The sequence below is a fragment of the Sphingobium sp. PNB genome, from assembly GCF_019873065.1.
Lineage (GTDB): Bacteria > Pseudomonadota > Alphaproteobacteria > Sphingomonadales > Sphingomonadaceae > Sphingobium > Sphingobium fuliginis.
This window is the reverse complement of record NZ_JAINEZ010000031.1, coordinates 30,096-55,337: the sequence shown is the minus strand read 5'-3', so window position 1 is coordinate 55,337 and position 25,242 is coordinate 30,096. Positions and strand designations below refer to the sequence as shown.

At 63.4% G+C, this 25,242-nt stretch carries 26 protein-coding genes; 18 read left to right on the top strand and 8 right to left on the bottom strand.

The window, feature by feature from the left end:
* On the bottom strand, positions 1-405 hold a 405-nt coding region (locus K7W03_RS12490; RefSeq protein WP_226870110.1), incomplete at its 3' end, for an IS5 family transposase.
* Positions 406-725: 320 nt separating this feature from the next.
* Between K7W03_RS12490 and K7W03_RS12485 the strand changes: the two genes are divergently transcribed.
* Entirely contained in the window at positions 726-1,691 is a 966-nt protein-coding gene (locus K7W03_RS12485) for a L,D-transpeptidase (protein ID WP_226870108.1), read from the top strand.
* 57 nt (positions 1,692-1,748) lie between these two features.
* Here K7W03_RS12485 and K7W03_RS12480 read toward each other — a convergent pair whose 3' ends face one another.
* From K7W03_RS12480 to K7W03_RS12470, 3 genes are read right to left on the bottom strand one after another with little or no spacing between them, the layout of a single operon-like run.
* On the bottom strand, positions 1,749-3,302 hold the full coding sequence (locus K7W03_RS12480) for an AAA family ATPase (RefSeq protein ID WP_222886471.1): 1,554 nt from the start codon (positions 3,300-3,302) through the stop codon (positions 1,749-1,751).
* A 4-nt stretch (positions 3,303-3,306) separates the two neighbouring features.
* A complete protein-coding gene (locus K7W03_RS12475; RefSeq protein ID WP_222886470.1) occupies positions 3,307-3,819 on the bottom strand; it encodes an Hsp20/alpha crystallin family protein in 513 nt (170 codons plus the stop codon).
* Between the two features lie 56 nt (positions 3,820-3,875).
* Positions 3,876-4,115 (bottom strand): hypothetical protein, encoded by a 240-nt coding sequence (locus K7W03_RS12470; RefSeq protein WP_048576346.1) that lies wholly within the window; start codon positions 4,113-4,115, stop codon positions 3,876-3,878.
* A 363-nt stretch (positions 4,116-4,478) separates the two neighbouring features.
* Here K7W03_RS12470 and K7W03_RS12465 point away from each other — a divergent pair, with 363 nt between their 5' ends.
* Positions 4,479-5,132 (top strand): BON domain-containing protein, encoded by a 654-nt coding sequence (locus tag K7W03_RS12465; protein ID WP_053085635.1) that lies wholly within the window; start codon positions 4,479-4,481, stop codon positions 5,130-5,132.
* A gap of 466 nt (positions 5,133-5,598) precedes the next feature.
* On the opposite strand, the gene K7W03_RS12460 is transcribed toward K7W03_RS12465, so the two are convergent.
* Positions 5,599-5,817, bottom strand: coding sequence for a hypothetical protein (locus K7W03_RS12460; RefSeq protein WP_222886469.1), 219 nt, complete (start codon positions 5,815-5,817; stop codon positions 5,599-5,601).
* A 210-nt stretch (positions 5,818-6,027) separates the two neighbouring features.
* Between K7W03_RS12460 and K7W03_RS12455 the strand changes: the two genes are divergently transcribed.
* The 8 genes from K7W03_RS12455 to K7W03_RS12420 all read left to right on the top strand — a co-directional run bounded on the left by K7W03_RS12455 (position 6,028) and on the right by K7W03_RS12420 (position 13,775).
* Positions 6,028-6,831 (top strand): universal stress protein, encoded by an 804-nt coding sequence (locus tag K7W03_RS12455; RefSeq protein WP_048576361.1) that lies wholly within the window; start codon positions 6,028-6,030, stop codon positions 6,829-6,831.
* A gap of 30 nt (positions 6,832-6,861) precedes the next feature.
* A complete protein-coding gene (locus K7W03_RS12450) occupies positions 6,862-8,199 on the top strand; it encodes an erythromycin esterase family protein (RefSeq protein ID WP_222886468.1) in 1,338 nt (445 codons plus the stop codon).
* Positions 8,200-8,201: 2 nt separating this feature from the next.
* The gene (locus K7W03_RS12445) at positions 8,202-8,855 is read left to right on the top strand and encodes a dienelactone hydrolase family protein (RefSeq protein WP_222886478.1); all 654 of its coding nucleotides are present in this window, start codon (positions 8,202-8,204) and stop codon (positions 8,853-8,855) included.
* Positions 8,856-8,857: 2 nt separating this feature from the next.
* Positions 8,858-9,583 (top strand): phosphoribosyltransferase, encoded by a 726-nt coding sequence (locus tag K7W03_RS12440; RefSeq protein WP_222886467.1) that lies wholly within the window; start codon positions 8,858-8,860, stop codon positions 9,581-9,583.
* 10 nt (positions 9,584-9,593) lie between these two features.
* Positions 9,594-10,034: a host attachment family protein gene (locus K7W03_RS12435; RefSeq protein ID WP_222886466.1), complete on the top strand. Its 441-nt coding sequence runs from the start codon at positions 9,594-9,596 to the stop codon at positions 10,032-10,034.
* A 741-nt stretch (positions 10,035-10,775) separates the two neighbouring features.
* Positions 10,776-12,650 carry a PAS domain S-box protein gene (locus K7W03_RS12430; protein WP_226870106.1) on the top strand — a complete coding sequence of 625 codons (1,875 nt, stop codon included), beginning with the start codon at positions 10,776-10,778 and terminating at the stop codon, positions 12,648-12,650.
* The gene (locus K7W03_RS12425) at positions 12,647-13,270 is read left to right on the top strand and encodes a response regulator transcription factor (protein WP_222886465.1); all 624 of its coding nucleotides are present in this window, start codon (positions 12,647-12,649) and stop codon (positions 13,268-13,270) included. The genes K7W03_RS12430 and K7W03_RS12425 overlap by 4 nt, the downstream gene beginning before the upstream one ends.
* 85 nt (positions 13,271-13,355) lie before the next feature.
* Entirely contained in the window at positions 13,356-13,775 is a 420-nt protein-coding gene (locus K7W03_RS12420) for a response regulator transcription factor (RefSeq protein ID WP_222886464.1), read from the top strand.
* Positions 13,776-13,841: 66 nt separating this feature from the next.
* Here the strand turns inward: K7W03_RS12420 and K7W03_RS12415 are convergent, their stop codons facing one another.
* Positions 13,842-14,129 (bottom strand): response regulator, encoded by a 288-nt coding sequence (locus K7W03_RS12415; protein WP_222886463.1) that lies wholly within the window; start codon positions 14,127-14,129, stop codon positions 13,842-13,844.
* Between the two features lie 756 nt (positions 14,130-14,885).
* Here K7W03_RS12415 and K7W03_RS12410 point away from each other — a divergent pair.
* The 8 genes from K7W03_RS12410 to K7W03_RS12375 all read left to right on the top strand — a co-directional run bounded on the left by K7W03_RS12410 (position 14,886) and on the right by K7W03_RS12375 (position 23,481).
* A complete protein-coding gene (locus tag K7W03_RS12410) occupies positions 14,886-16,646 on the top strand; it encodes a PHA/PHB synthase family protein (protein WP_222886462.1) in 1,761 nt (586 codons plus the stop codon).
* An 18-nt stretch (positions 16,647-16,664) separates the two neighbouring features.
* Positions 16,665-18,077 carry a bifunctional enoyl-CoA hydratase/phosphate acetyltransferase gene (locus K7W03_RS12405; RefSeq protein WP_226870114.1) on the top strand — a complete coding sequence of 471 codons (1,413 nt, stop codon included), beginning with the start codon at positions 16,665-16,667 and terminating at the stop codon, positions 18,075-18,077.
* A complete protein-coding gene (locus K7W03_RS12400) occupies positions 18,074-19,270 on the top strand; it encodes an acetate/propionate family kinase (protein ID WP_222886460.1) in 1,197 nt (398 codons plus the stop codon). The genes K7W03_RS12405 and K7W03_RS12400 overlap by 4 nt, the downstream gene beginning before the upstream one ends.
* Positions 19,271-19,457: 187 nt before the next feature.
* On the top strand, positions 19,458-20,570 hold the full coding sequence (locus K7W03_RS12395) for an ABC transporter permease (protein ID WP_043153332.1): 1,113 nt from the start codon (positions 19,458-19,460) through the stop codon (positions 20,568-20,570).
* On the top strand, positions 20,567-21,352 hold the full coding sequence (locus K7W03_RS12390) for an ABC transporter ATP-binding protein (RefSeq protein WP_043153328.1): 786 nt from the start codon (positions 20,567-20,569) through the stop codon (positions 21,350-21,352). The genes K7W03_RS12395 and K7W03_RS12390 overlap by 4 nt, the downstream gene beginning before the upstream one ends.
* Positions 21,352-22,287: an MlaD family protein gene (locus K7W03_RS12385; protein WP_222886459.1), complete on the top strand. Its 936-nt coding sequence runs from the start codon at positions 21,352-21,354 to the stop codon at positions 22,285-22,287. The genes K7W03_RS12390 and K7W03_RS12385 overlap by 1 nt, the downstream gene beginning before the upstream one ends.
* Positions 22,284-22,973, top strand: a complete 690-nt coding sequence (locus K7W03_RS12380; protein WP_222886458.1) for an ABC-type transport auxiliary lipoprotein family protein — start codon at positions 22,284-22,286, stop codon at positions 22,971-22,973. The genes K7W03_RS12385 and K7W03_RS12380 overlap by 4 nt, the downstream gene beginning before the upstream one ends.
* The gene (locus K7W03_RS12375; RefSeq protein ID WP_222886457.1) at positions 22,963-23,481 is read left to right on the top strand and encodes a GNAT family N-acetyltransferase; all 519 of its coding nucleotides are present in this window, start codon (positions 22,963-22,965) and stop codon (positions 23,479-23,481) included. Before K7W03_RS12380 ends, K7W03_RS12375 begins: the two co-directional genes overlap by 11 nt.
* Positions 23,482-23,498: 17 nt before the next feature.
* On the opposite strand, the gene K7W03_RS12370 is transcribed toward K7W03_RS12375, so the two are convergent.
* Positions 23,499-24,356: an SDR family oxidoreductase gene (locus tag K7W03_RS12370; protein ID WP_222886456.1), complete on the bottom strand. Its 858-nt coding sequence runs from the start codon at positions 24,354-24,356 to the stop codon at positions 23,499-23,501.
* Positions 24,357-24,422: 66 nt separating this feature from the next.
* Positions 24,423-25,211 (bottom strand): hypothetical protein, encoded by a 789-nt coding sequence (locus K7W03_RS12365; protein ID WP_222886455.1) that lies wholly within the window; start codon positions 25,209-25,211, stop codon positions 24,423-24,425.
* Positions 25,212-25,242: the final 31 nt, after the last annotated feature.

The window sequence follows — 25,242 nt, the reverse complement described above, 5'->3', positions numbered from 1 at the left end:
CCATGCTGAAAGGCCGGATACGTTTTCGCAGACTGACCAGATCATCAGACACAAACCGCTTGCCGACGGGGCGAGCCATACGTTTGCGCCCGTCGCATCGGCATGAACCTTCGAGATGGTGCTGTCGATCAGGACATACTCAAAGTCCGGCGTGTCGGCCAGGGCATGGAAAAGCATCTCCCATACACCTTTGTGAGACCAACGGCGGAAGCGCGCATGCACCGCTGTCCATTTGCCGAACACGTCCGGCAGATCACGCCAATGCGCTGCATTGCCAGCCATCCACAGGATTGCATCGACGAACAACCGGTTATCAACGCCGCGTCTTCCCGGTAGGCCGATCCGACCGGGAAGATACCCCTCAATCCGACTCCATTGCTCGTCTGTCAGTGTCCGTCTGCTCAAGGCTCGTCTCCTTCGACAACCTTGAATCAGAACTTCTCAACAAACGGAATCCCTGAATGCAGACACCGCCTAGAGGTTAGGGCGGCGCGGATAACTAGGGGATAATACCAATCCCGGGACGGTGCCGATCACATCATTCTCGCGTGCGACGGGTCCAGATACGGATCGTTGTCCGCAGGATCGACATGACAGATTATCGAGGATCAAATGCGATGCGTTCGGCCGGCACATACGCCTCAGCTACGCGAACCATGCCGTGTTTGAGCTTGGCGATATATCCGATTTCGCGAACCTCGACGCGTTTGGGTCGCAGCATAGGGATGGCCATGATGTCGGCATTGCTCCTTGGCATGCTGTCCGTGCCGCTGTCCGCGCAGCAACCGACGCTGGATACGAGTTCGGTCCTTGAGACGGTCGAGCGGCTCAAGCCGGGGGAATATATCTGGGCGCCTGATATTGCTCCCGCCGGCCCCGTGCTGATCATCATCAGCCTCGCCAACCAGCGGGCCGTCACCTACCGAAACGGCGTGCCGATCGGCGTCTCCACGGTCTCGACTGGAAAGCCCGGACATGAGACACCAACGGGGCTGTTCACGATCCTGCAAAAGCATGTCGACCACAAGTCCAACCTCTACGACGATGCGCCGATGCCCTATATGCAGCGCCTGACTTGGGGCGGCGTAGCTCTGCACGGCGGCAATCTACCTGGCTATCCCGCGTCGCATGGCTGCATCCGCCTGCCGCTGGGCTTCGCCAGGCTTCTCTATGGCGTCACCCGCCTCGGCTTGACCGTCGTCATCACGAAAGAGGCGGCAGTGCCGCGTGTCGCCCCGGTACCCGATCCCATGCGGCCGACCGCCTCCGACATCGATGACGCTCCACCTTCCGGGCCGTTCACATGGCGTCCCGAACTGTCGCCCTCGGGACCTGTATCCATCGTGATCAGCACCGCGGACCGACGAATGATCGTGCTCCGCAACGGCCGCCAGATCGGATCCGCACCCATAGCACCCGACACCGCCGTCGACCGAACGACGGCTTATACGCTGCGCGCTATCGATGAAACCGGATATCACTGGCTGCACATCCCGTTGTCCGGCGAGGCATCGCCGGCGCAGCAGACGGCGCCATCCGAGGATCGGAACCGATTGCGCGTCGCCGAGGAATTCCGGCGTTCCATCGCAGCGATCCTGACCGAGGGCGCAACGGTGCTGGTTACCAACGACAGTCTCGCAAGGAGTGAAACGGGCCGGCGGCTCACAGTCATAACCGGCGAAGACGAATAACGGCGCGGACAAAGGCTGCGGCCAAAGTGCCTACCGGCATGATGTGAGGCGTTTCCATCAACAGAGTCCCAGTTTGGCGCGCCCCACCGCTGCCACCTCGTCCAGCGATCCGTCCGCCTGGACCCTATGCCACGAGCCGAGATCGCCGATTTCCAGCTGGGATTGGGCCTGCGCGACTGCGACATCGGCATCCGACGCGTCGGGGCCGCGCGTCCCGACCCGGCTGAGCCGCGCGGTTGCCGCCACTTCTAACCAGAGACCATCGAAGGGAACACCCGACTGCCGCCCGACCGCCTCGATCCTCTCGCGCTCGACACGCTGCGCGAACACCGCATCGGCCACGACGGATTGACCGAGCGCAAGCGCCGATGCGGCCATCCTGTCAGTTGTCTCATAGACCCGGGCGGCGGCCTGCGCCGAATAGCTGCCGCGGGGAAGCCTTGCCTCGGGAGACAGCCCCGCGAGGCGCTTGCGCAGTACATCGTTCCGAAGGATCCTGGCACCGGGCGCGCGTCCGATCGCGCCGCCGAGCCGACGTGCGAGACTGGACTTGCCGGTTCCCGAGAGTCCGCCGATCGCTACCAGCCGCGGGGGAGCGGGCACCAGCATGGCGAGCGCAAGTTCGAGATAGGATCGCGCATTCTGCGCGAGCGCCCTGTCTTCAGGAGCACGCAGGCTCTGCGCTGCCAGCACATGCGCGCGGATCGCGGCGCGAACCGACAGGAACAAGGGCAGCAGCCCGATCCCGCTCTCATCCGCCGGCGACAGATCGAGATAGCGGTTGAAGACGATGTTCGCCTCGGTGCGGAGGTTGCGATGCCAGAGATCCATCAGGAGAAAGGCGAGATCGTAGAGGACATCGATCGTGGCCAGTTCGACGCTGAATTCCAGGCAGTCGAACAAGGTCGGCTCGCCGTCGATCAGCGCGATGTTGGCGAGATGGAGATCGCCATGACCATGTCTAACCCGGCCTTCCCGCGCTCGGGCATCGAGCAGCGGTGCCATATCATCGGTCATCTGGAGCAGGCTGTCGCCGAGATGCTTCGCCTTGTCCGGGTCGAGGATATCGGGAAAGGCCCCCATGCTGGCAATATTGCCGTCTATGACGCGGCGGAACGATATCGCACCCGCGTGAGCCCGATCAGCCTCCGCTGCCGAGTGAAAAGCGCCTATGTGGTCCGCCAGCCGCATCAGCAGGCGCTCATCGAGCTGGCCGTGATCGGCGATATGGATGAGCAGCGCATCATCGGGGAAGCGTCGCATCTCGAGCAGCCAGTCGACCACGTCACCGGCGCCGTCGATCGCCAGTCGACCGCAGGCTTCCCGCGTGATCGGATGAAGCGCGAGATATAGATCGGGCGCGGTTCGGCGGTTGAGGCGAAGCTCCGCCTCGAGCGCGGCATGGCGCTTGTCGAAGGTCGAGAAATCAAGATAGCCGAACCGGACCGCGCGCTTGAGCTTCCAGGCGCGGTCGCCGACAAGGAAAATACTGGCGCAGTGGGTATCGATGCGCGTGGGGCGCGTTCGCTCGAAGGCGTGACCCTGGTCGAGGAAGGCGACGACATCGGCTTGGTCGTCCGGCGTGCCGGGGCCAGGCGATGTCGTCGCCATTGGCTCAGACCTTCTCGATCGCGATCTTGCGCGTGCGTGCCGCCACATTCTCGTCCTTGGCCAGCGTCACTGTCAGGACTCCGCCCTTGAACTGCGCCTTGATACCCTCGGCATCGACATCGGCGGGAAGCGAAATCTGGCGCCGGAAGGAACCATAGCGGCGCTCGTTGAGCAGGAAGCCCTTCTCCTTGCGCTCTTCCTCTTCCTTCTTTTCGCCCGAGATGCTGAGCACGCCATCGGCGACGTTGATCTCCACATCCGTTTCAGCAAGGCCGGGAAGCTCCGCGGTAAGACGATAGGCCTTCTCGTCATCGACCAGCTCAAGCGCCGGCACGATTGCCACGGCGCCGCGCGGAGCGAAGTGGAAAAGGCTGCGGCTGGAGCTGCCGAAATCGTCGAACAGGCGGTCGATCTCCGATCGCAGCCAGCCGACCGGCTCGCTGATCTGGGTTGCGAGATCGCGCAACGATGACGCCGGACGCGTTTTGGTCACTGGAACATTGGTCACACCGTTCATCTTGCTTCTCCTAAGGTTAAAGATGGTCGATCCCGTGACGAGGGAAAGACCTTTCGTCAGGCGAACAGGGCATGTTCGCTTTCAGCCTCGATCGGTTCGGGAACCACGAGCTGGTCATGCTCGTCGTGATGGTGCGGATGCGGCATATGGGGCCAAAGTGTCTCCACGCCCACATTCCACCAACTCGTGTAGAGCGTCAGCGGCAACTGCCACAGGCGTTGGGCGGCAAGCATCGCCGCTGCTGCGTCTGGACCACCGGACGGCCAGCTCGCCCGGATGGTGCTCTTGTCACTCATGATGACCTCCTTCGCCGAGTCTTGTTGAGGATAAAGGCGGTCCATCGGCGCCTATATTGGGGAGTTTACCTAGCCGACCATCTTCGGGCGCCGTCCTGCGGCCGCACTCGGCTGAAATTTGTCGCTTGGCCAAGGAGTCGAGCCCCGGCCTGCAGGGATGATGGCATACCCTGGTCCCTCCGGGACAATACGGATTCTGTGGCAGCGCCAGGCAACAGACAAGGGACGTTGCAGGGATTCCCCGATGCGCGGTCAATCCATTGGCGACCCTGCGATGAACTTGCCGATGGTCCCCGGCTTATGGCCGTCGATGAGCTGCCGACCCACCTGGGACGGTTATTTTGCGAGCCAAGGAGAGCTGAGATGAAGAGCGACAGTCAATTGCAGCGTGACGTGATGGCGGAGCTGGAGTGGGAGCCGAGCGTCGATCATGCGGATATCGGGGTGGCCGTGACCGACGGCGTGGTGACGCTGTCGGGTTTCGTGAAGAGCTATGCCGAGAAGCTGGCGGCGGAAAAGGCGGCACGGCGCGTGGCTGGCGTGAAGGCGCTCGCCGAGGAGATCAAGGTGCGCTTCGCCTCCGATCCGAAGACGGCCGATCATGAAATCGCCAAGCGCATCCTCGACATGTTCGCCTGGAACGTCTCGATCCCCGACGACAAGATCGCGGTGAAGGTCGAGCATGGCTGGGTGACGCTGAGCGGGACGGTCGACTGGCACTACCAGAGCGACGAGGCCCGGAAGGTCGTCGGCAAGGTCAACGGCGTCGTCGGCGTCGGCAATCTGATCGAGGTGCGCAAGCTGCCGACGTCGGGCGATATCAAGGACCGGATCATGGCGGCGTTCAAGCGCAATGCCGATCTCGATGCGGCATCGGTGACGGTGTTCACCGATGGCGGCAAGGTGACGCTGGGCGGCAAGGTCAAGGCGTGGAACGAGCGCCAGATCGCCGAGCGTGCGGCTTGGGCCGCTCCCGGCGTCACCACGGTCGACGACAATATCATCGTCGCTTTCTGACCTTCGCAGCGAGCACACGAGCAGACGGCCGTCGGGACATCCCGGCGGCCAGCTTCGATAATCGCTCAAGATGAACGTGAAGTCCGCGCCTGTCCGTTCCTGGCGATCCTTCCTCTTCGCATTTTATGCAGGAAGCCCGGCCGGCGAGCACATCGACCCGGTGACATTATCTGTGGGTTGGCATTCGATTTCTATGTCGCCTACCCGGCGATCGACGCATGTGGGCTAGACCTTGAGGTGCCCGCCGTCGAGGACGCCCGCGTGGCTATCGATACCAACGGCTCGCCTCAGACGGTATGAACAAAACCGGCGTGGAACTGGCCAAGATCCACAGGCCAGAAGTAGCCACTCCGAGCGCGCGCCACCAGGACTGCGGACAATCAAGCGAGAAGCTCCTTGGGCATCACGCGCCGAAATTTCGACAGCGATTAGAGCCGCTGACTGGCTATTCGGTCTGGGAGTTCTATTACCGGGAATGCGCCATGATCGTGGAAGCCCGCGCATCGATTTGGGGATGGACTTGCCGTGTGCTGAAGACCGCCGACAAATGAGGTAGGGGGTCAGCCCCAGTCGCCATCGACACCATGATCTGGCTCGCAACCACGCCGCACAGCATGATCATACCAATCCGCAAACGGTTGGCGCCGTCGGGCAGGTTTCGGCGTGTTTGGATGGACCGGTTCATCAGGGACTCCTGGGTTTAATCTTTGTCCGGGGTCTGGCCGGAGAACGTCGGAGTCGTACGCAACGAACGACCTGTTCGGCATCCGGAAGTCTACGCAGTGGCGCACCGCGAACTCTTCCTCCGTATCCTCACGTAATGATTGTCGCGAACGTGACCGCCATTGTTCGGCTACGACTCCGCCTCGATGGCGGGCATGCGCTGGAGATTCATATGAAGAATGTTCTGCTGTTGATTCACGATGACGCCGGTGAAGAGGCTCGCTTCCAGGCCGCGCTCGATCTTGTCCGCGCGACCAACGGGCATCTCACATGCCTCGATATTGTCCAGGCGCCAATCCTGGTCGGCGCAGACTATATGATGGCCGATGCCGAAGTCGCCCTGCTCGCCGACGCGCGCAACCGGGAAGCGGTTAATCGCGACCGGATCGAGGCGCGCCTTTCAGTCGAGGACATCGCATGGGACTGGGCTGACGCGACCGGCGACATTGCCGGTCTGCTGGAAGCCGAGGCGGGGCTCGCCGACATCATCGTGCTCAACACGATGTTCGCCGATCATGAGCCTCCCGACATGCGGGCGATCGTTTCCGACGTCGTTATGCGCGCCGGAAAGCCAATCCTCGCGGTTCCACAACAGTTCCGCAGCCTCGATGCCCATGGACAGGCGCTGGTCGCCTGGAACGGTGCTCCCGCTGTCGCCGAGACGCTTCGCGCGGTCACGCCGCTCCTCGCCCTCACGAAAGGCGTGACGATCGTTGAGATCGGCAAGACCGATGGACCGCCTGCGGAAGAGGCCGCCGCCTATCTCTCACGCCATGGCATCCATGCCCGCATCGACCGTGATATTCCGCTGGAATGGACGGTGGCGGATGCGCTTCTCGCCGCCTGTCGGGACCGGCAACCAGCCTACTGCATTATCGGCGCCTATGGCCATTCACGCCTGCGCGAGCGGCTGATCGGCGGCGTGACCCGCCGGATGCTCGCCGAGAGTCCGGTGCCGCTCCTTCTTGGGCATTGAACGCGGACAAGGCCTGAAAAGGAAACTCTCATGCCGAACGCAGCGCTGCACGACCGTATTGGCAAGGAGGCATCGGCGGCGCTGATCGAAGCGCTGCGCCGCCACGCCGAGCCGCTGCCGCCACCCGAGCGCGTTGACGCGTTCGGGGCCTCCTTCGATCGTTTCGGCGATGCGCGCGTCGTCCTGTTGGGCGAGGCGACCCACGGTACATCCGAATTCTACCGCGCACGCGCCGCAATCACCCGCCGCTTGGTCGAGCGCCACGGGTTTACCATCGTGGCGGTCGAGGCCGACTGGCCGGACGCCGCGCAGATCGACGATTATGTCCGGCATCAAGCACCGCGCCCCCGACGCGGCGACAGCTTCGTGCGCTTTCCGACCTGGATGTGGCGCAATGTCGAGGTGCTGGAATTTGCCGACTGGATGCGGGGGCATAATGCATCGCTTGACGAAGATTGCCGCGCGTCATTCCATGGTCTGGATGTCTACAGCCTCAGCGAGTCGATCCACGCAGTGCTCGCCTATCTCGACACGGTCGATCCCGAGGCCGCCGGGAATGCCCGCCGGCGCTATGGGTGCCTGACACCATGGCAGGATGAACCGGCGCATTATGGCCGCGCCGTGGTTCATGGCGGCCGTCCGAGTTGCGAGGATCGCGCGGTCGCACAGCTTCATGAACTTCTGACCCATCGGCTCGAATATTTGCACGGAGACGGCGAAGCCTGGTTCGACGCGGTACAAAACGCGCGTATCGTGCGTGCTGCCGAGCGCTATTACCGTGCCATGTACCGCAGCTCGACCGAGAGCTGGAACCTGCGTGACCGGCATATGTTCGAAACGTTGCAGGCGCTGCTCACCCATCGCGGCGATGGTGCCAAGGCTGTCGTCTGGGCGCATAACAGCCATGTCGGCAACGCCGCCGCGACCGCGATGGGCTGGCAGGGCGAATTCAACATCGGTGAGCTCTGCCGCATGGCCTATGGCGAGGAAGCGGTGTCGATCGGCTTTGGCACCGATACCGGCACGGTCGCCGCCGCCAGCGACTGGGGCGCCGACATGCAGATCAAGACCGTGCGGCCGGCACGTGCCGACAGCTACGAGCATGCGTTTCGGTCCACGGGACTGGCGCGAACGCTGACCGATTGGCGGAGGAAGCCCAATCTCGCCGGGCTGCTGCGCGAGCCCCTGCTCGAGCGCGCCATAGGCGTCGTGTACCGCCCGGAGACCGAGCGCCTCAGCCATTATTTCGAGGCGGTCCTGGCTGAGCAGTTCGATGCCTGGGTCTGGTTTGAGCAAACAACCGCGGTGACCCCGCTGGGACATGAGCATCCCCATGGCGCGCCCGAAACCTGGCCCTTCGGACTGTGACGATGATCGCCCTCGCCGCGCCCGATTCGGTTCCCGTCACCGTTCAGCCCAAAGGACTCAAGGGACTGCTGGGCGTCCCCGTCGCGGCCAGGGGGATCGTCGTCTTCGCCCATGGCAGCGGCAGTGGACGACTGAGCCCGCGTAACAATCATGTCGCACGCGGCCTGCGCGACGCGGGACTTGCGACATTGCTGATCGACCTGCTCACCCCCGCGGATGAGCAGGACCGGGCCAATGTCTTCGACATCCCTCTACTGGCGTCCCGGCTGAAGGCTGCCACCAAGTGGGTGAGACTGCTGCCGGGAATGGCGGCGCTGCCGGTGGGCTATTTCGGCGCGAGCACGGGCGCGGGCGCGGCTCTGCTGGCCGCGTCCGGCCCCGACGCACGCATTGCCGCCATTGTCTCGCGCGGTGGCCGACCGGATCTGGCGGGTTCGGCCGCCCTCGCGCATGTCCGCGCGCCAACGCTGCTGATCGTGGGCAGCCGGGACCTGCCGGTGATCGAGCTGAACCGGATCGCGCAACGCCATCTTCATGCCGAGAACGAGTTGCTGATCGTACCGGGAGCGACGCACCTGTTCGAAGAGCCAGGCACACTGGACGAGGTGATCGACCACGCCGCGCGTTGGTTCCGGCAACATTTCCAGGAGGCTTGACCATGGCCGGCCATAAACCTGAGTTTCACGACAGGCGCGCGGCGGGCCGCAGACTGGCGGCGGTACTTGCCCCTCTGGCGGCGGCGCATCCGCTGGTGCTGGGATTGCCTCGCGGCGGCGTGCCGGTCGCGTTCGAGGTGGCCAAGGCGCTCGACGCGGAGCTGGACCTGCTGTTTGTCCGCAAGATCGGGGCGCCTGGCTATGAAGAGCTGGGGATCGGCGCGGTGGTCGATGGCGCCGAGCCGCAGCTCGTGCTGGACGAGGATATCGTTAGGCAGTTGGCGCCCAGCCCCAACTATATCAGGACTGAGATGCAGCGGCAGCTCGCGGAAATCGAGCGGCGGCGATCATCCTATGTCGGCGGTCGTGCTCCGGTGGAGGTGGCGGGTCGCACGGTCATCGTGATCGACGACGGGATCGCGACCGGCGGCACGGTCAAGGCGGCGCTCAAAGGCCTGCGCAAGAACCGGCCCGCGCGCCTCGTACTTGGCATACCGGTCGCTCCCGGCGACAGCATCGCCGAGATTTCTCCAGAGTGCGATGATATTGTCTGTCTGGCCCGGCCCGAGCCCTTTCACGCGGTCGGCGCGCATTATGCGGTGTTCGATCAGACGACGGACGAAGAGGTCGTCCGGCTGGTCCGCGAGGCGGCGTGCTTCGGTCGTTCGCACGACTCGCCCGGACGCATGGCTGCGTTGCGAGATTCACGGGGTCCGGCTCCAAGATAAGGAAGAGACGATGCTTATTCCCCACGATACGACGATTCTGGTTGTCGATGGCAGCCACGTGCAGATGCTTCGCAATCGCGGCACCGACGCCGCGCCCGAACTGGAGCTTCTGCACGAGCAGGCGATGAAGAATCCGCCGAGCCGCGCGATGGCCACGGACGCTCCGGGGCGCAGCTTCGGCAGCGCGGTGCCGATGCGCAGCGCCTATGCCGATGCCGACTATCACCAGCGCCGGGAAGACCGTTTCGGACAGGAGGCGTTGCAGGCGGTCGCATCGCTGGGCAGGCAGGACAGGCCGCTGATCCTCATCGCGCCGCCGCACACGCTGGGTGTGCTTCGCGACGACCTCGACCCGAAGATGCAGAGTCATATCGTGGCAGAGATCGCCAAGGATTTTGCTCAGCGCGACGCCACGGATATCCTGGCCCTGCTGCAATCGCATCAGGTCTGAAGGTACGGCCGGCCTCGTGTCGCGGCTTTGGGAGCCGAGATGATGCGCGGGCTTGATGTCGAGATCTGTACCTGCGCTGGTGATTACCTTCGTTGCCAACAACTTGGCAAACGGACAATCGACCGAGGAGCGATACCGTTATATGATATGGACAAGCAAGTGCGATCGGCATAGCCTCTCCTCGCCCTTCCGATCTTGATCGTGAGGAGGGGTCCGCGTCGCGCGGCAGACATGGGTTCTCGGCTTCGGTCGGGCGGCCTGCGGAATACAATACCTTCGGGGAATACGCCGGGCGCGTTTTCCTATGTTTGCGCGCGATCAACCGTCCCGACTGGCGGGACGCGCGGCGGCACGGGACAGCCAATGACGTATGCCTCACGACCCGCAATGCCTCTCGGCTTGCTCATGCATCGACCGATGCGTTGGCGCCCGCTGTCGACCGGATGGCGGCCGGCCGCGAGCTCGGACAGTACTCAATAGAGCGGATGCTTTGATCCTTTTCCAAGGCAAGGTTGCCGTATAAGGGCCTCAAAGTGAGATGGAATTTACGAACGGCTTGGGCCGATTCGAAGCTATTTCGGAAGGACAGTATTGGAGTTGCCAAGACGAACTACTCACTCCAAATGGTCCTTCTGCTCTATCGAGTAGCATTTTCTGATTTAGCTATCTGACAAGTTCCGACGCTCGGAATATGATCAGAATGCAGCCAGAGGAGATGGATCAAAGTCAGACAGGATCCATATGGAAAGCGACACGCACGATAGCTCAACATGGCCGGCCCGCTGGGGTTATATGATCGCCGTCGTGACCGTCCTCCTCGCCATACCCGCCGATCTTGCCCTCCGCGCGGGGGGCGTCAACCACAACCCCTATCTGCTGCTCATCCTGTCGATCATCGTTGCAGCCGCGCTGGGTGGAACGGGCGCCGCAACGGGCGCGGCTATTCTCGCTATTCTGGTCGGGGCCTTGTTTGCCCTGTTGCGCCCATTGCCTGGTCTTGAACCCTTCGATCTGCTGCTTTCGCTGCTGGTGGCCGCAGGCATCGCCCTGCTCGACGCTCGCAACGCGTCCTTGCGACGGCGGCGTGCAGCCTGGGACAGGAAACGCCAGAACCAGCTCTCGGAGATCGCCGACGAACTTAACCTGCTGATCGACGGGGCACAGGGCTATGCAATCTATATGCTCGATCCCGAAGGCCGCGTCACGATCTGGAACGACGGCGCCGAGCGGCTTAAGGGCTGGAGAGAGCAAGAGGTCGTCGGCCAATATTGCTCGATCTTCTACCCGGCGGACGCCGTCCAGGCCGGCAAGCCCGAAGCCGACCTCAAACGCGCGCGCGACGAGGGCAAATTCGAGGAGGAAGACTGGCGGCTCAGGAAGGATGGTTCCGAGTTCCTCGCGCACGTTTCGATCACTGCACTGCGCGATGAAAGCGGAGCCCTGCGCGGCTTCGGCAAGGTGGTCCGCGATGCAACGGGAGAGCGCGCCGCCGAGAGTGCGCACAAAGCCAGTGCCAGCCATCTCCGCTCGATCCTCTCCACGGTCCCCGATGCGATGATCGTGATCGACGAACACGGCATCATCCTCTCGTTCAGCGCCGCAGCCGAACGGCTGTTTGGCTTTTCAGAGGCTGAGATTCGCGGATCGAACGTGAGCCTGCTCATGCCATCGCCCGATCGTGAACGCCATGACGGCTATCTCGAACGCTATCTTGCAACCGGCGAGCGAAAGATCATCGGGATCGGGCGCGTCGTAATCGGCGCGCGGCGCGACGGTTCGACCTTCCCGATGGAACTGGCGGTAGGCGAAGCCATCGGAGAGAGCCAGCGTGTCTTCACCGGCTTCATCCGGGACCTGACCGAACGACAGGAGACGCAGGAGCGCCTCGACGAACTGCAGTCCAAGCTGATCCATGTCGCCCGAGTGAGCGCGATGGGGACGATGGCCTCGACGCTCGCCCATGAGCTCAATCAGCCAATCACGGCGGTCGCCAACTATGTGGAAGCGGTGCGCGACCTGCTCGCCGAAGCCAATCCCGAGGATCTGCCGATGATCCGCGAAGCCTTGGACGATTCGGTGCGAGAGGCTCTGCGCGCCGGGCAGATCGTCCGACGGCTGCGCGACTTCGTGGCGCGGGGGGAGGTCGAAAAAACCGTCGAGGACCTCCCGACCCTGATCACCGAGGCGGCCGCACTCGGGCTTATGGGCGCGCGGGAGAAGGGCGTCGATGCCCAGTTCGATCTCGCTCCCGACGCCTCGAAAGTGCTTCTCGACAGGGTGCAGATCCAGCAGGTGCTGATCAATCTCCTTCGCAATGCGGTGGAGGCCATGGCGGGATCGTCCGAACGGCATCTGTGGATTACATCCCGCCGTGACAAAGCTGGCTTCATTCGGCTAACTATTGCTGATTCTGGCCCGGGCGTTTCGCCGGAAGTCGCGGAACAGCTCTTCACCGCCTTCGTCAGCACGAAGAGCGAGGGTATGGGTCTGGGGCTCTCGATCTGCCGCACCATCGTCGAGGCAAACGGCGGTCGGATATGGCTGGAGCCACGTCCCGGCGGTGGGGCTCAGTTTCATTTCACGCTCGTCGAAGCCGAGCCGGAGAATGTCGAATGACCGAAAGACGTATGATCCATATCGTGGATGATGAGGAGGCGATCCGGCGATCAGCCGGATTCATGCTCAAGACCTCCGGGTTTTCGGTTGCGACCTATCCTTCGGGCGTCGCCTTTCTTCGTGAGGTGCGGCACGCGGAGCCCGGCTGCATCCTGCTCGATGTGCGTATGCCCGAAATGGACGGTCTTGAGGTGCAGCAGGCGCTCCTCGAACGTGGCGTCGCGATGCCCGTCATCATCCTGACGGGCCATGGCGACATCTCGATTGCGGTCCGCGCCATGAAGGCGGGGGCGGTCGAATTTATCGAAAAACCCTTCGAAAAGGCCATATTGCTGGATGCGATTAGTATTGCGTTCGAACGGCTCGATGACACTGGGAAGCGTGCGGCACGGGCGTCCGACGCTGCCGTGATGATCTCAGCGCTGACCGGACGCGAGCAGGATGTGCTCAAGGGTCTGGCCGAAGGTCTGCCCAACAAGACGATCGCCTATGACCTCGGCATATCGCCCCGGACGGTGGAGGTCCATCGCGCCAATCTGATGACGAAGCTGGGAGTCCGCAGCCTGTCCGATGCACTGCGCATCGCCTTCGCCGCCAATCTCGGGAACCACGGGCCATAGGACCTCTACGTAGCGACTTGCTACAGTTTTGCTGCGATTCCTCGTACCCGGCCAAATATTATGATCCGGTCAATGCGAGACGATCATGAACGGCAATATCGCAGATCTCCCGATGGAGCGCCCGAAGATTCTGCTGGTGGAGGACGAGCCCGGCGTGCGGCGCTCTCTCCAGCTTCTCCTCCACGCCAAAGGCTATGACATCCGCTCCTATGCATCGAGCGCGGCGCTGATCGCCGATCCGTTTGTGGACGAGGCGGTCTGCCTGGTCGCCGACTATCGCATGCCCGAGATGAATGGCCTTGCGGTCTTGCGTTCCCTCCGTGCACGGGGATGGCAACGACCGGCGATCCTCGTCACCGCCTATGGCTCGCTAGATCTTGTCGAGCGGGCGATGAAGGAGGGCTTCAGCATCGTCATCGAGAAACCGTTGCGCGAGCATGCGCTCGCTGACGCTGTCGCGCGATTGACGACCCCGCCTCGCGCCTCCCCCGCCCCATCTTCATGAGCGGCGAAGCGGCGTTGGCCGCTGCAGCGCGTGCATGGGAGCGCGAGCCGCCGCCGATTGCCGCATCTAACCGGCACCAGCGGCCAGGGTCCGGTCGACTAGGTCAAGCAGGACGTGATGCGGGAACGGCTTGCGAAGAATATGCACGTAGCCCGCGCCGCGTGTGCAGAACTTAGTCTCCAAAGAGCCATCAACGGTGGTCAGGATGGCCGGATTCTGCCAACCCGCAACCCGGAGCCGATACAGAAGATCAGAGCCATCCATCCGCCCGGGCCGATGCTCGGCGATCAGGCAATTCCCCTCCTTTGTCAGCGGATCGGCCAGAAGGTGGGTCCGCTCTGCATAGGCTTTCACCCCCTAACCGCGGGCGACGAGCAGCAGGTGCAATGCGCGCCTCAACCCAATGTCGCTCTCGACAAGGAAAATCATGACTTGGGGAATCTGCGGGTTGGTGGGCCTATGTGTCACTCGTGCCAAACAACCAGGGACTTCCGGCATCTTCCGGTCGATTCGGTCTAACGCCAACATCGCCGCTCTGAACTACGTAGATTTCCCAAGTGACGGATAGCGCCACCGCCGATGCTCGATTCCGAGGGGAGCGATGTCAATCCATCCTCGATGGCAGGGCGATCCTGCGAACCCCCTGGCGACAGCGGCAAGAAACGCGCTCTCATGACCGTATGAAGAGCATTGTCGGTCGAGATCTGATGCCAAGCGATGTGGCCGCTATGTCAAGGACGGCCAGGCAAGACCGTCTGCTTCTGTTTGATCATTGGGTTCACCAAGATCAGTTCCGGAGTGTCGCGCCTATATCATCCCCGAGGCAACTCTTTTTCAGGGCACGCGCGCGGTGATGGATCGCTGACGAGAATGTTCGGGAGCAACCGGCGGACTTGCGCCGTATCTCATCCTTGCAGTACCGTTTCCTGCAGCTGCGAAGGAGTGAGTCTTTATCTCAGGCTCTGATCAAGCCTTGGTGCAAAATATCTGAAAATACAGACGAAAGTGATAACAATGGAATGCCGTGGGACATGCGGCTTGGGGCATTTACGTAATGCGCTTGCGCGTGTGCAGCTGCAGTAGAGACAGGATTTTTTCAGGAGCTCCAAGATGGCAGCAGCGCATTCACGTCAGGACGCGTCCGATCCGCTCGACGGCATTGCCGAAACCCTCGACCGGGCCGCGATCGCCGGCATGGCGCAGCTGACCAGCGGACTCTCGCCCGCGACGATCCTGCAGGCCTTCTCCGACTGGGGCATGCATCTTGCCAGCTCGCCGGGCAAGCAGCTGCAGCTGGCGGCCAAGACGACACGCAAATTCATGCGGCTCGGCGACTATGCCGTGCGCAGCATCGGCGACCATGACGCTGCTCCCGCAATCGAGCCGCTGCCACAGGATCGTCGCTTCGTCGATCCGGCATGGAAGGAAGCGCCTTTCAACCTGATCGTGCAGGCTTTCCTTCTCAACCAGCAATGGTGGCATGCGGCCACGACCGGCGTGGTGGGCGTCACGAGGCATCATGAAGACATGGTCGCCTTCGGGATGCGGCAGATCCTCGACACGATGGCGCCGACCAATTTCGTCGCGACCAATCCCGTCCTCCAGAGGCGGATATTCGAGACCGGGGGGCAATGCCTTGTCGAGGGCGCCAGGCTATTGCTGGAGGATATGCAGCGCACCATGCGCGGAGAGCTGCCGGTGGGTGCCGAAGCGTTCGAGGTCGGGAAGGATGTTGCAACCACACCCGGCAAGGTCGTTTATCGCAACGAGCTGATCGAGCTGATCCAATATGCGCCGACCACGGACACCGTGCGGCCGGAACCCATTCTGATCGTGCCGGCCTGGATCATGAAATATTATATTCTCGACCTGTCGCCGGAGAACTCGCTGGTCCGCTGGCTGACCGGACAGGGCTATACGGTCTTCATCATCTCCTGGCACAATCCCGTCAGCGCGGACCGCGACCTCGACATGGAGGCCTATCGCCGTCTGGGCCCGATGGCGGCGCTCGATGCGGTGACGGCGATAACGGGGTCGCCGACCGTTCACGCCGTCGGCTATTGCATCGGCGGCACGCTGCTGTCGATCGCGGCGGCGGCGATGGCGCGCGACGGCGATGAGCGGCTCGCCACCATCACCCTGTTCGCCGCCCAGACCGAGTTCAGCGAGCCGGGCGAACTTGGCTTGTTCATCGACGAGGCGCAGCTCAACGTGCTCGAGAATATGATGTGGAGCAAGGGCTATCTCGACGGCACGCAGATGGGCGGCGCCTTCCAGATTTTGCGCTCGAACGACCTCGTCTGGTCGCGGATCCTCAACACCTATCTGATGGGCGAGCGCGAGCCGATGTCGGACCTGATGGCGTGGAACGCCGATGGCACGCGGATGCCTTACGCGATGCACAGCCAATATCTGCGCCGCCTGTTCCTCGACGACGATCTCGCCGAGGGTCGCTACAAGATCGACGGCCGAACCATCAGCCTGTCCGCGCTGCGCAAGCCGATGTTCGTCGTCGGCACCGAACGCGACCATGTCGCTCCGTGGCGTTCGGTCCACAAGATCCATATGCTGAGCAGCGCCGAGATCACATTCGCGCTGACCAGCGGCGGGCACAATGCCGGGATCGTCTCCGAGCCCGGGCACAAGGGGCGACGCTACCATATCCTCACCCGTGAGGCAGACGGCGCCGCGCTCGATCCGGACGATTGGATGGCGCGTGCGCCCGTGCGGGACGGATCCTGGTGGGTCGCCTGGGACGAGTGGCTGCGCGCGCGTTCGGGCGAGCCGGTCGCTCCGCCGCCGATGGGCGCGCCGGACAAGGACTATCCGGTGATCGACAACGCTCCCGGCCGTTATGTGCTGGAGCATTGAGCGGTGGCCGTGATCGATATGATCGAGAACCGCACCTTCGACGAGATTGTCGTCGGCGACACGGCGAGCGTTGTCCGCACGTTGTGCGAGCAGGACATGCAGCTTTTCGCGCGCGTTTCAGGCGACGCAAATCCGGTGCAACTCGATCCGGCCTATGCCGCCACCGACATGTTCCATCAGGTGATCGCGCCCGGCATGTGGGGCGGCGGGCTCATTTCCGCCACGCTCGGAACCGATCTCCCCGGTCCCGGCACCATCTATGTCAGCCAGACCCTGCGCTTCATCCGGCCGGTCTGCCTCGGAGATACCGTCACCGCCTCGGTGACCGTCACGGAGAAACGTGCCGAGCACCATGTCGTTCGCCTCGACTGCCGCTGCGTCAACCAGAACGGACAGGACGTCATAACAGGGCAGGCCGAGGTCAAGGCGCCGACCGAAAAGGTCCGCGCCCCCCGGATGGCCTTGCCCGACATCCGCGTTTCCGATCATGATGGATATCGCAAGCTGATCGAGATGACGGCCGGCGGCGACGCCATACCGACCGCCGTAGCACATCCCTGCAATACCGCCGCGATTCTCGCGGCGGTGGAGGCCGCCGAGGCCGGCCTGATCCAGCCGATTCTCGTTGGCCCCGAGGAGAAAATCCGGGCGGCGGCCAGGGACGCCGGCAAGGACATAACCGCTTTCCGCCTGATAGCCGCGCCGCACAGCCACGCCGCTGCCGCGCAGGCCGTGGCGCTCGTCCGCTCGGGTGAGGCGCGGTTGCTGATGAAGGGCTCCCTCCATACCGACGAACTGATGGGCGCAGTGGTCTCGTCCGCAACGGGGCTCAGGACCGAGCGCCGCATCAGCCATGCCTATTTGATGGATGTGCCGGAGCACCCTACTCCGCTGATCATCACCGATGCGGCGATCAACATCGAACCGACGCTCGAAGAAAAGGCGGACATCATCCGCAACGCCATCGATCTCGCCCATGTCATCGGGATCGAAAGTCCCAAGGTCGCGATCCTGTCGGCGGTGGAGACGATCAATCCGTCGATGCGATCGACGCTCGACGCCGCCGCGCTCTGCAAGATGGCCGATCGCGGTCAGATTTCTGGCGGCGTGCTCGATGGCCCGCTGGCGTTCGACAATGCGATCAGCGAGGCGGCGGCCAGGGAAAAGGGGATCGTCTCGCCCGTGGCGGGCAAGGCCGAGATCCTGGTCGTCCCCACCCTCGAGGCCGGAAACATGCTTGCCAAGCAGCTGACATTTCTCGGCGGGGCGGATGCCGCCGGGGTGGTGCTGGGCGCGCGCGTGCCGATCATCCTCACCAGCCGCGCAGATTCCCTACGCACACGGCTCGCCTCCTGCGCGGTCGCGGTGCTGCTCGCGCGTGCCGCCACCATGGCGGCACCGGGCCTGCCCGAAGGCAAGCCCCTGGCATGAGCGGCGCCGTCGTCAGCATCAATGCGGGCTCGTCGAGCATCAAGTTCGCGCTGTTCACGCTCGACACCGACGGCCCGCGCCATGCCGCGGCCGGCAAGCTGGAAGGGATCGGCACGGCTCCGCGGCTCGTGGCGCGCGACGCCGATGGCGCCGTCCTGGTCGACCGCAGCTGGAACAATGGCGCGGGGCTGACCCACGAGGCCCTGCTTCATGACCTGTTCGCCTGGGCGGGAGATCACCTGCCAGAACATGAGATCATCGCCATCGGCCATCGCGTCGTCCATGGCGGAATGGCGTTTGCGCGGCCGCTACTGGTCGACGACGCCCTGCTCACTGCACTGGACGCGCTGAGCCCCTTGGCGCCGCTCCACCAGCCCCACAATCTCGCAGCGATCCGGGCCATCCGCGCGCTGGCGCCTGCCCTTCCCCAGGTCGCCTGCTTCGATACCGCCTTCCATCACGACCGGGCGGACAGCGCCACGCGCTTCGCCCTGCCCCGCGCACTGCACGACAAGGGCATCCGGCGCTATGGCTTCCATGGTCTCTCCTACGAATATATCGCGCGGACGCTGAGGGAGATCGACCCGGAGCTGGCGGGCGGGCGATTGATCGTCGCCCACCTGGGAAACGGCGCGAGCCTGTGCGCGATGCGTGAGGGAAAGAGCGTCGATACGACGATGGGCTTCACCGCGCTCGACGGGCTGATGATGGGAACGCGCTGCGGCAACATCGATCCCGGCGTCCTGCTCCACCTTCTGACCCAGGAAGGCATGAGCAGCGGCGAGATCGAGACGCTTCTGTACCAGCAGTCCGGCCTGCTCGGCGTGTCAGGCGTGTCGAGCGACATGCGCGCGCTCCACAAGAGCGAAGACCCGCACGCCGCCGAGGCCATCGACCTCTTCACCTGGCGCGCGGCGCGGGAAGCCGGTGCGCTCGTCTCCTCTCTCGGCGGCCTTGACGGGATCGTCTTTACGGCGGGCATCGGCGAAAATGACCCGATCATCCGTGCATCGATCTGCGAGTGCCTGGCCTGGACCGGCCTGACCATCGACCGGGATCTCAACGCCCGCAATGCGCCGGTCATCAGCCGGCCGGACAGCAGGATCATCGCCCGCGTCATCCCGACCGACGAGGAGCGCATGATCGCCGTCCACACCCTTGGCGTCCTGCCTGCACCAGGAGGTGGACGGTGACCCCGATTGCCGCCTATGTGGCCAAACCTCGGCTCGCCGACGTCACTGAAAGCGATATCACCGGCCGACCACCTGATGGAGCTTCAGGCTACCATTGCATCAGGCAGTGGCTTGCCAGTCACGGCAAAAATCTCGTCGGTCATCGTCGATCGCCGCCCCGCGTTCGACTTGGAGCGGCGCTCCCGCGATGACGACCGCGGATTGGCGCCTTTATGATCGCAACGGCGAGACGACGCTTCACACGATCGGCGACTGGACGGCGCTGGACCTGGGCAACGCCCTGGTCCGATTGTCCGCACGTATGGGTGGGCGTGACGAGGTCCGTCGCATTGACCTGTCCGACCTGGGACGGATCGATACGGCTGGGGCGCTCGCGCTGCTGCAGTTCGTGGCGAAAGACGTCGATATCGACTGTGGCCCGCGAGAGGATCTGCACCGGTTGATCACGCTCGTCCGGCCGGCGCTAGATGCGGAAACACCATCCCGGCAGAGTAGCGGGGATCTGGCCAGCATTTTCGACCGCTTCGGGCGCCACGTCGTCCATCTCGCCCGCGACGCATATGACATGCTGGAGTTCACAGGGCACCTCGTAGCGGCCATTGGGCGAACGATCATCCATCCCGGACGATTGCGGATGACGCCGCTCTTCGCAGTGATGCAGGACGCGGGCATCAACGCCTTGCCGATCGTGTTCACGATGACCTTCTTCATCGGCGCGGTGATCGCGCTCGTCGGCACCAATCTGCTGACGACTTTGGGCGTGGAGGTGTTCACGGTCGAACTCGTCGGTGTTGCCGTCCTGCGCGAGTTCGGCGTCGTCATCGCCGCGATCCTGCTGGCGGGCCGCTCCGCGTCCTCGTTCGCCGCACAGATCGGCGCAATGCGCATGAACCAGGAAACCGACGCCATGCAGGTCATGGGCGTCGACCGCTTCGACGCCCTTGTGATCCCGCGCGTCCTGGCGGCGCTCTTGATGATGCCGCTGATGACCTTCTGCGCCGATATAGGCGGCCTCGCCGGCGGGCTGTTGGTGAGTTGGGCAACGATCGATATCAATCCCGCATTCTTTATCCAACGGACGCTCGAGATGGTCGCCATCAAGCATTTTTGGATGGGGATGAGTAAGGCGCCGTTTCTCGCGCTGGTGATCGCCGCCGCCGGCTGCCGGCACGGATTGATGGTGGGCGGCGATGTGCAGAGCCTCGGCCGCAACGTCACTTCTTCGGTCGTTCAGTCGGTCTTCATGGTCATCATGTTCGACGCGGTGTTCGCCGTGATCTTCACGGTGCTCGACTTGTGAGCGCCCCGTCCGCAACCGGCGACGGCGACGCGCCGATCCGCATCTCCGGCCTTCGCACGGCCTTTGGTAAGAAGGTCATCCACGAGAAGCTGGATCTCGAAGTCCGCAAGGGAGAAATACTGGGTGTGGTCGGCGGCTCCGGCTCGGGCAAATCGGTGCTGCTCAATACGATCCTCGGCCTCAAGCGCCCCGATGGTGGGACGGTCGAGATTTTCGGACGGCGTATCGATGATCCGGACGCTCGATCGGCGGTCGAACGGCGCATCGGCGTGATGTTCCAGCAGGGCGCGCTGTTCTCCTTCCTGACCGTCCAGGAAAATGTCGAAACGCCGCTCCTCGAGCATGCGCGTCTGCCGAAGGACTTTGTGCGCGATCTCGCCCGCTTGAAAATCGCGCTCGCGGGGCTTCCCGACAATGCCGGGTCGCTCAAGCCGGCGGAGCTTTCAGGTGGCATGCGCAAGCGCGCGGGCGTGGCGCGTGCGATCGCACTCGATCCCGACATACTGTTCCTCGACGAGCCCACCGCAGGTCTCGATCCGATCGCAGCGAGCGAGTTCGACGCGCTCGTTACCACCTTGCGCCAGGCGCTTGGCCTCACCGTCTTCATGATCACCCATGATCTCGACACGCTTTACGCCATCTGCGACCGCGTGGCGGTACTGGCGGAGAAGAAGATAGTCACCGTCGCGACCGTCGATGAACTTGAGCGATCGGACCATCCCTGGATCAAGAGCTATTTCCTGGGGCCGCGCGGCCGTGCCGTCCAGAAGAAGCTGCGCTGATGGAACGCCATGCCAATTATGCCCTGGTGGGCATTGTCTCCACGGTGTTTCTGATCGCCTCGATCGTCTTTGTCGTCTGGCTGGGCGGGTCCCAGTTCAGGCGTGACCATGACCTGTATCGCATCATGTTTGTGGGTCCGGTGCGCGGGCTGAGCAAAGGCGGTGAAGTTCAGTTCAACGGTATCAAGGTTGGTCAGATTCAGAATATCCGGCTTGATGAGGACGATCCCAATCGCGTGCTCACCGACATCGCGGTCGACCGTGGGACGCCGATCCGCGTGGACTCGATGGCTTCGACCGAAATTCAGGGGATCTCGAGTGTCAGCGTTATCCAGATCGGCGCCGGATCCCAGCAAAAGCCCTTATTGCGCAAGGTCGATGGGAGCGAGCGCCCGATCATTTCCAGCAAGGCCAACGCTCTGTCGACTCTCCTGCAGGGCGGCGGCCAGATGGTCCAGGCCGCTACCGAGGCGCTCAACCGCGTGAACCGGCTGCTCTCGGATCGCACGATCGCCAATGTGGGTGCGGCTGTAGAGGATATTCGCCTGACCAGCGCGGAATTCGCGGCGAACCGGAGGATGATATCGAACGCTGCCTCGGCCCTTGCGAAGCTCGATCGTGCCGCGACCGACATCCAGGGCGCCTCAGCATCGGTCCGCCAGATTGCCGACGGCGACGGCAGGCGCGCTTTCGCCGATATCTCGGGTGCGGCAGGTGAGCTCAAGACCGCAATCCACGAAGCCCGGGAAGCCGTCGCCAGACTCGACACGCGAAGCGCCGACATAAGCACCACCACCCTTCCCAACATCAACGCCGCCATGATCAGTCTTCAGGACACGGCCGAGTCGCTCGACGGTCTCATCCGGCAGATCCAGCGGGATCCACGTCACGCGCTTGGCAAGGGCAGCGGCAGGGAACGGGAGCTTCCGCAATGAAAAATTTTGCCGTTTTGAGGATATCTGCGGCCCTCCTCATTGGCTTACTCGCACTTTCCGGCTGTGGCAGCCTGCTCGGTGGCGGCGCGCGGGATGATCTTTTCCGTTTTGGCGTGCCGCACCTTCCCGCGCGCCCCTCGACAACGGTTGGGCACAGTCCGATGCCCCGTACCATTTCGCTCCTGCGTGTCCTCTTCGCGCCGGAGATCGAAGGTGACCGGATCCTCACAACACAAGGCGCGCGCGCGCTCTACATGAAGGACGCGCGCTGGGTAGCGTCCGTTCCGGAGCTTTTCGTGCAGGCGCTGGGCCGACAGTTCGGCGAGCGCGTACCGACGATCCGGCTGGCGCCGCCTGGAAGCGCGACCGGCGCATTACAGGCATTGCAGATAAGCATCGACCGGTTCGAGGCGCGCTACCCTGCGGAAGGTGCGGAACAGGGTCCGCCAGCCGTGATCATCACCGGAGACGCAACACTGCTTGATCTGCGGGATCGGCAGCCGATCGCATCACGCCGTTTCACGGTGGAGGAGCCGGTGACCGCCAATAGCAAGAGCGGGATTGTCGCGGCGTTCGACCGGGCGGTGGCGCGTTATGCAACACAGTTTGTCGATTGGACCATACAGGCGTCCGGCGCAGAACTCATGGACGTGAGGTCTCAGAAAGGTCAGAACAATGAGCAATAACCCAACCCATCTGGTCACGCGCAGCGGGCTTGAGCTTTCGGTGAGACCGGCAGGCGCGCAGGACGGGCCGATACTGACGCAATTGTTCCACCATGTGAGCCATGAGGATTTGCGCTTCCGGTTCCTGTCAGGACTGAACGAGATCGGACCGGAGCAACTTCGTGCCCTGACCCCGATCGATGATGGCAACGCGCTAAGCTTCCTCGCCTTCGATGCCGAGAGCGGCGCCGCGGTTGCAAGCGCGATGCTCGTATCCGATGCAGCGGGCGAGCGGGGCGAGGTGGCGATCTCGGTTGACGCCGACTATCGGCACAGAGGCGTCGGATGGACATTGCTCTCCTTCGTGGCCGATCAGGCGGAAGCGCGGGGGCTCTCGATAATCGAGTCGATCGAGAGCCGCGCCAATGTCGCTGCAATCGAACTCGAACGCGACATGGGCTTCACGGTCGAGGAATATCCAGGGGACTCGACCCTGGTGCTGGTCAGGAAAACGCTGCGCGCCGGTTGACCGCCGGCGCCCAGCGCTCAACGCGCCAGGGCCGCGGCGATCGCGTCCTTCAATGGCGTGGTCGGCCGGCCTATCAGCTGGCTGAGTTGATGGCCGTCGTCGAAGAGCGCGCCCTGTCCGGCCGCAGCGTCCGACTGGGCGAGCATCGCCGCCACCGCCTCCGGCAGGCCGGCGTCGACCAGTGCCGCCTTGTAGTCGGCCTCGCTCAGGTTGCGAAAGATGATCGTCTTGCCCGCCTGGCGGGAGAGTTCGTCCGCGAATTCGGCGAGCGTATAGGCTTCGTCACCCGCCAGTTCGTAGACGCGTCCGGCCTGATCCTCCTGCGCCACCAGAACGGCGGCGGTTGCGTCGGCAAAGTCGGCGCGGGTGGCCGAGGCGATGCGGGCGTCTCCGGCGGAGCCTATCACCACGCCATGCTGGAGAGCGGAGGGTATCGAGGCGGTGTAGTTCTCGGTGTACCAGCTGTTTCGCAGCAGGACGGTGGGTATGCCGCTTTCCCGGAGGAGCGCCTCGGTCTGGCGATGCTCTTCTGCAAGGCCAAGCGGTGACGTATCGGCGTGCAGCACGCTGGTATAGGCGATGAGCTTCACGCCCACCGTCCTGGCGGCGTCGATCACCGCCTTATGTTGCGGCACGCGGTGTCCGACCTCGTTTCCCGAAATGAGCAGCAGCTTGTCGATACCCGCCAGGGCCGGGCCCAGGGTCTCCGGTCGGCTATAATCGGCTTCGCGCACGACGACGCCCTTCGCAGCGAGGTCGGACGCCTTGTCGATATTACGTACCAGGGCTGCGATCTCGCCGGCCGGCACCGTTTTCAACAGCGCCGAAATGACGAGCCGCCCGAGTTGTCCCGTCGCTCCGGTGATGGCGAGCATGGCTCCTCCTCTTCTTTGCTTGGGGGCGTTGGACCGCAAGCGGCAACGCCCTGCATGAGATCGACTCTATTCCGGCTTCGCGGTCGGCGCCAATGCCCGCAATCCACCAATCAACGCATCGAGCCGCTGTTCGGCTTCACCATGTTCGGCCTCCGGATAAGCGGTGGCGACGCGGGCGCCCCAATAGCCAAGATCGACCGTCGTGAGACTGAATTCAAAGGGAACGCCTTCGCGGCTGCTGCGGAACCGTCCGCGCCAGACGGCATCCTTTGGCATGTCGGGAAGAACGACCGGCCCCTCGGACAGCGGCGTGCTTTCATCGAAATAGCTGCGCGCAAGCCACTTCATGATCGTATAATGCTCCTTCGCCGACATTTGCTCGATATGAACCAGCGGGATGCGGGCAACGATCGTCGAACCGTGCACTGGCGAACGATATTCGACGGAAACATACTGGCCGCTGGGATCATATCCCTGCTCGGCTACGCGGGTGAATCCGGCGAGCATATGAGGAAAGCGCGCACCGCTTCCCACATGCACCAAGGTCCCGTCGGAATCGAGGCGGAAGCCCGCCGGGGCGGTCGCTTCGGCGGCAGCGGGCGCCGACTGGGCGGCGGTGTGAATAGAAAGCCCAAGAAGAACACTCAGAACGAGCGGCGCAAGACGCCGGAGACGCGTCTTCCTTTTCATTCGGGAAGCTTCGCCATGATGATGGCGGCGATCGCCATCACCAGACCTGCTGTCAATCCATACAGGAAAATGACGTCGATCGACTGACGAATTCTGTCCAGGGCGTGCATGGAGATTCTCCCCTTTGTGGTGAGAAAAGTTTCGCGCAGCCGCGCTGGTGGGCATATTGGTAGTGTTACTGAGGCGGCCATCACCA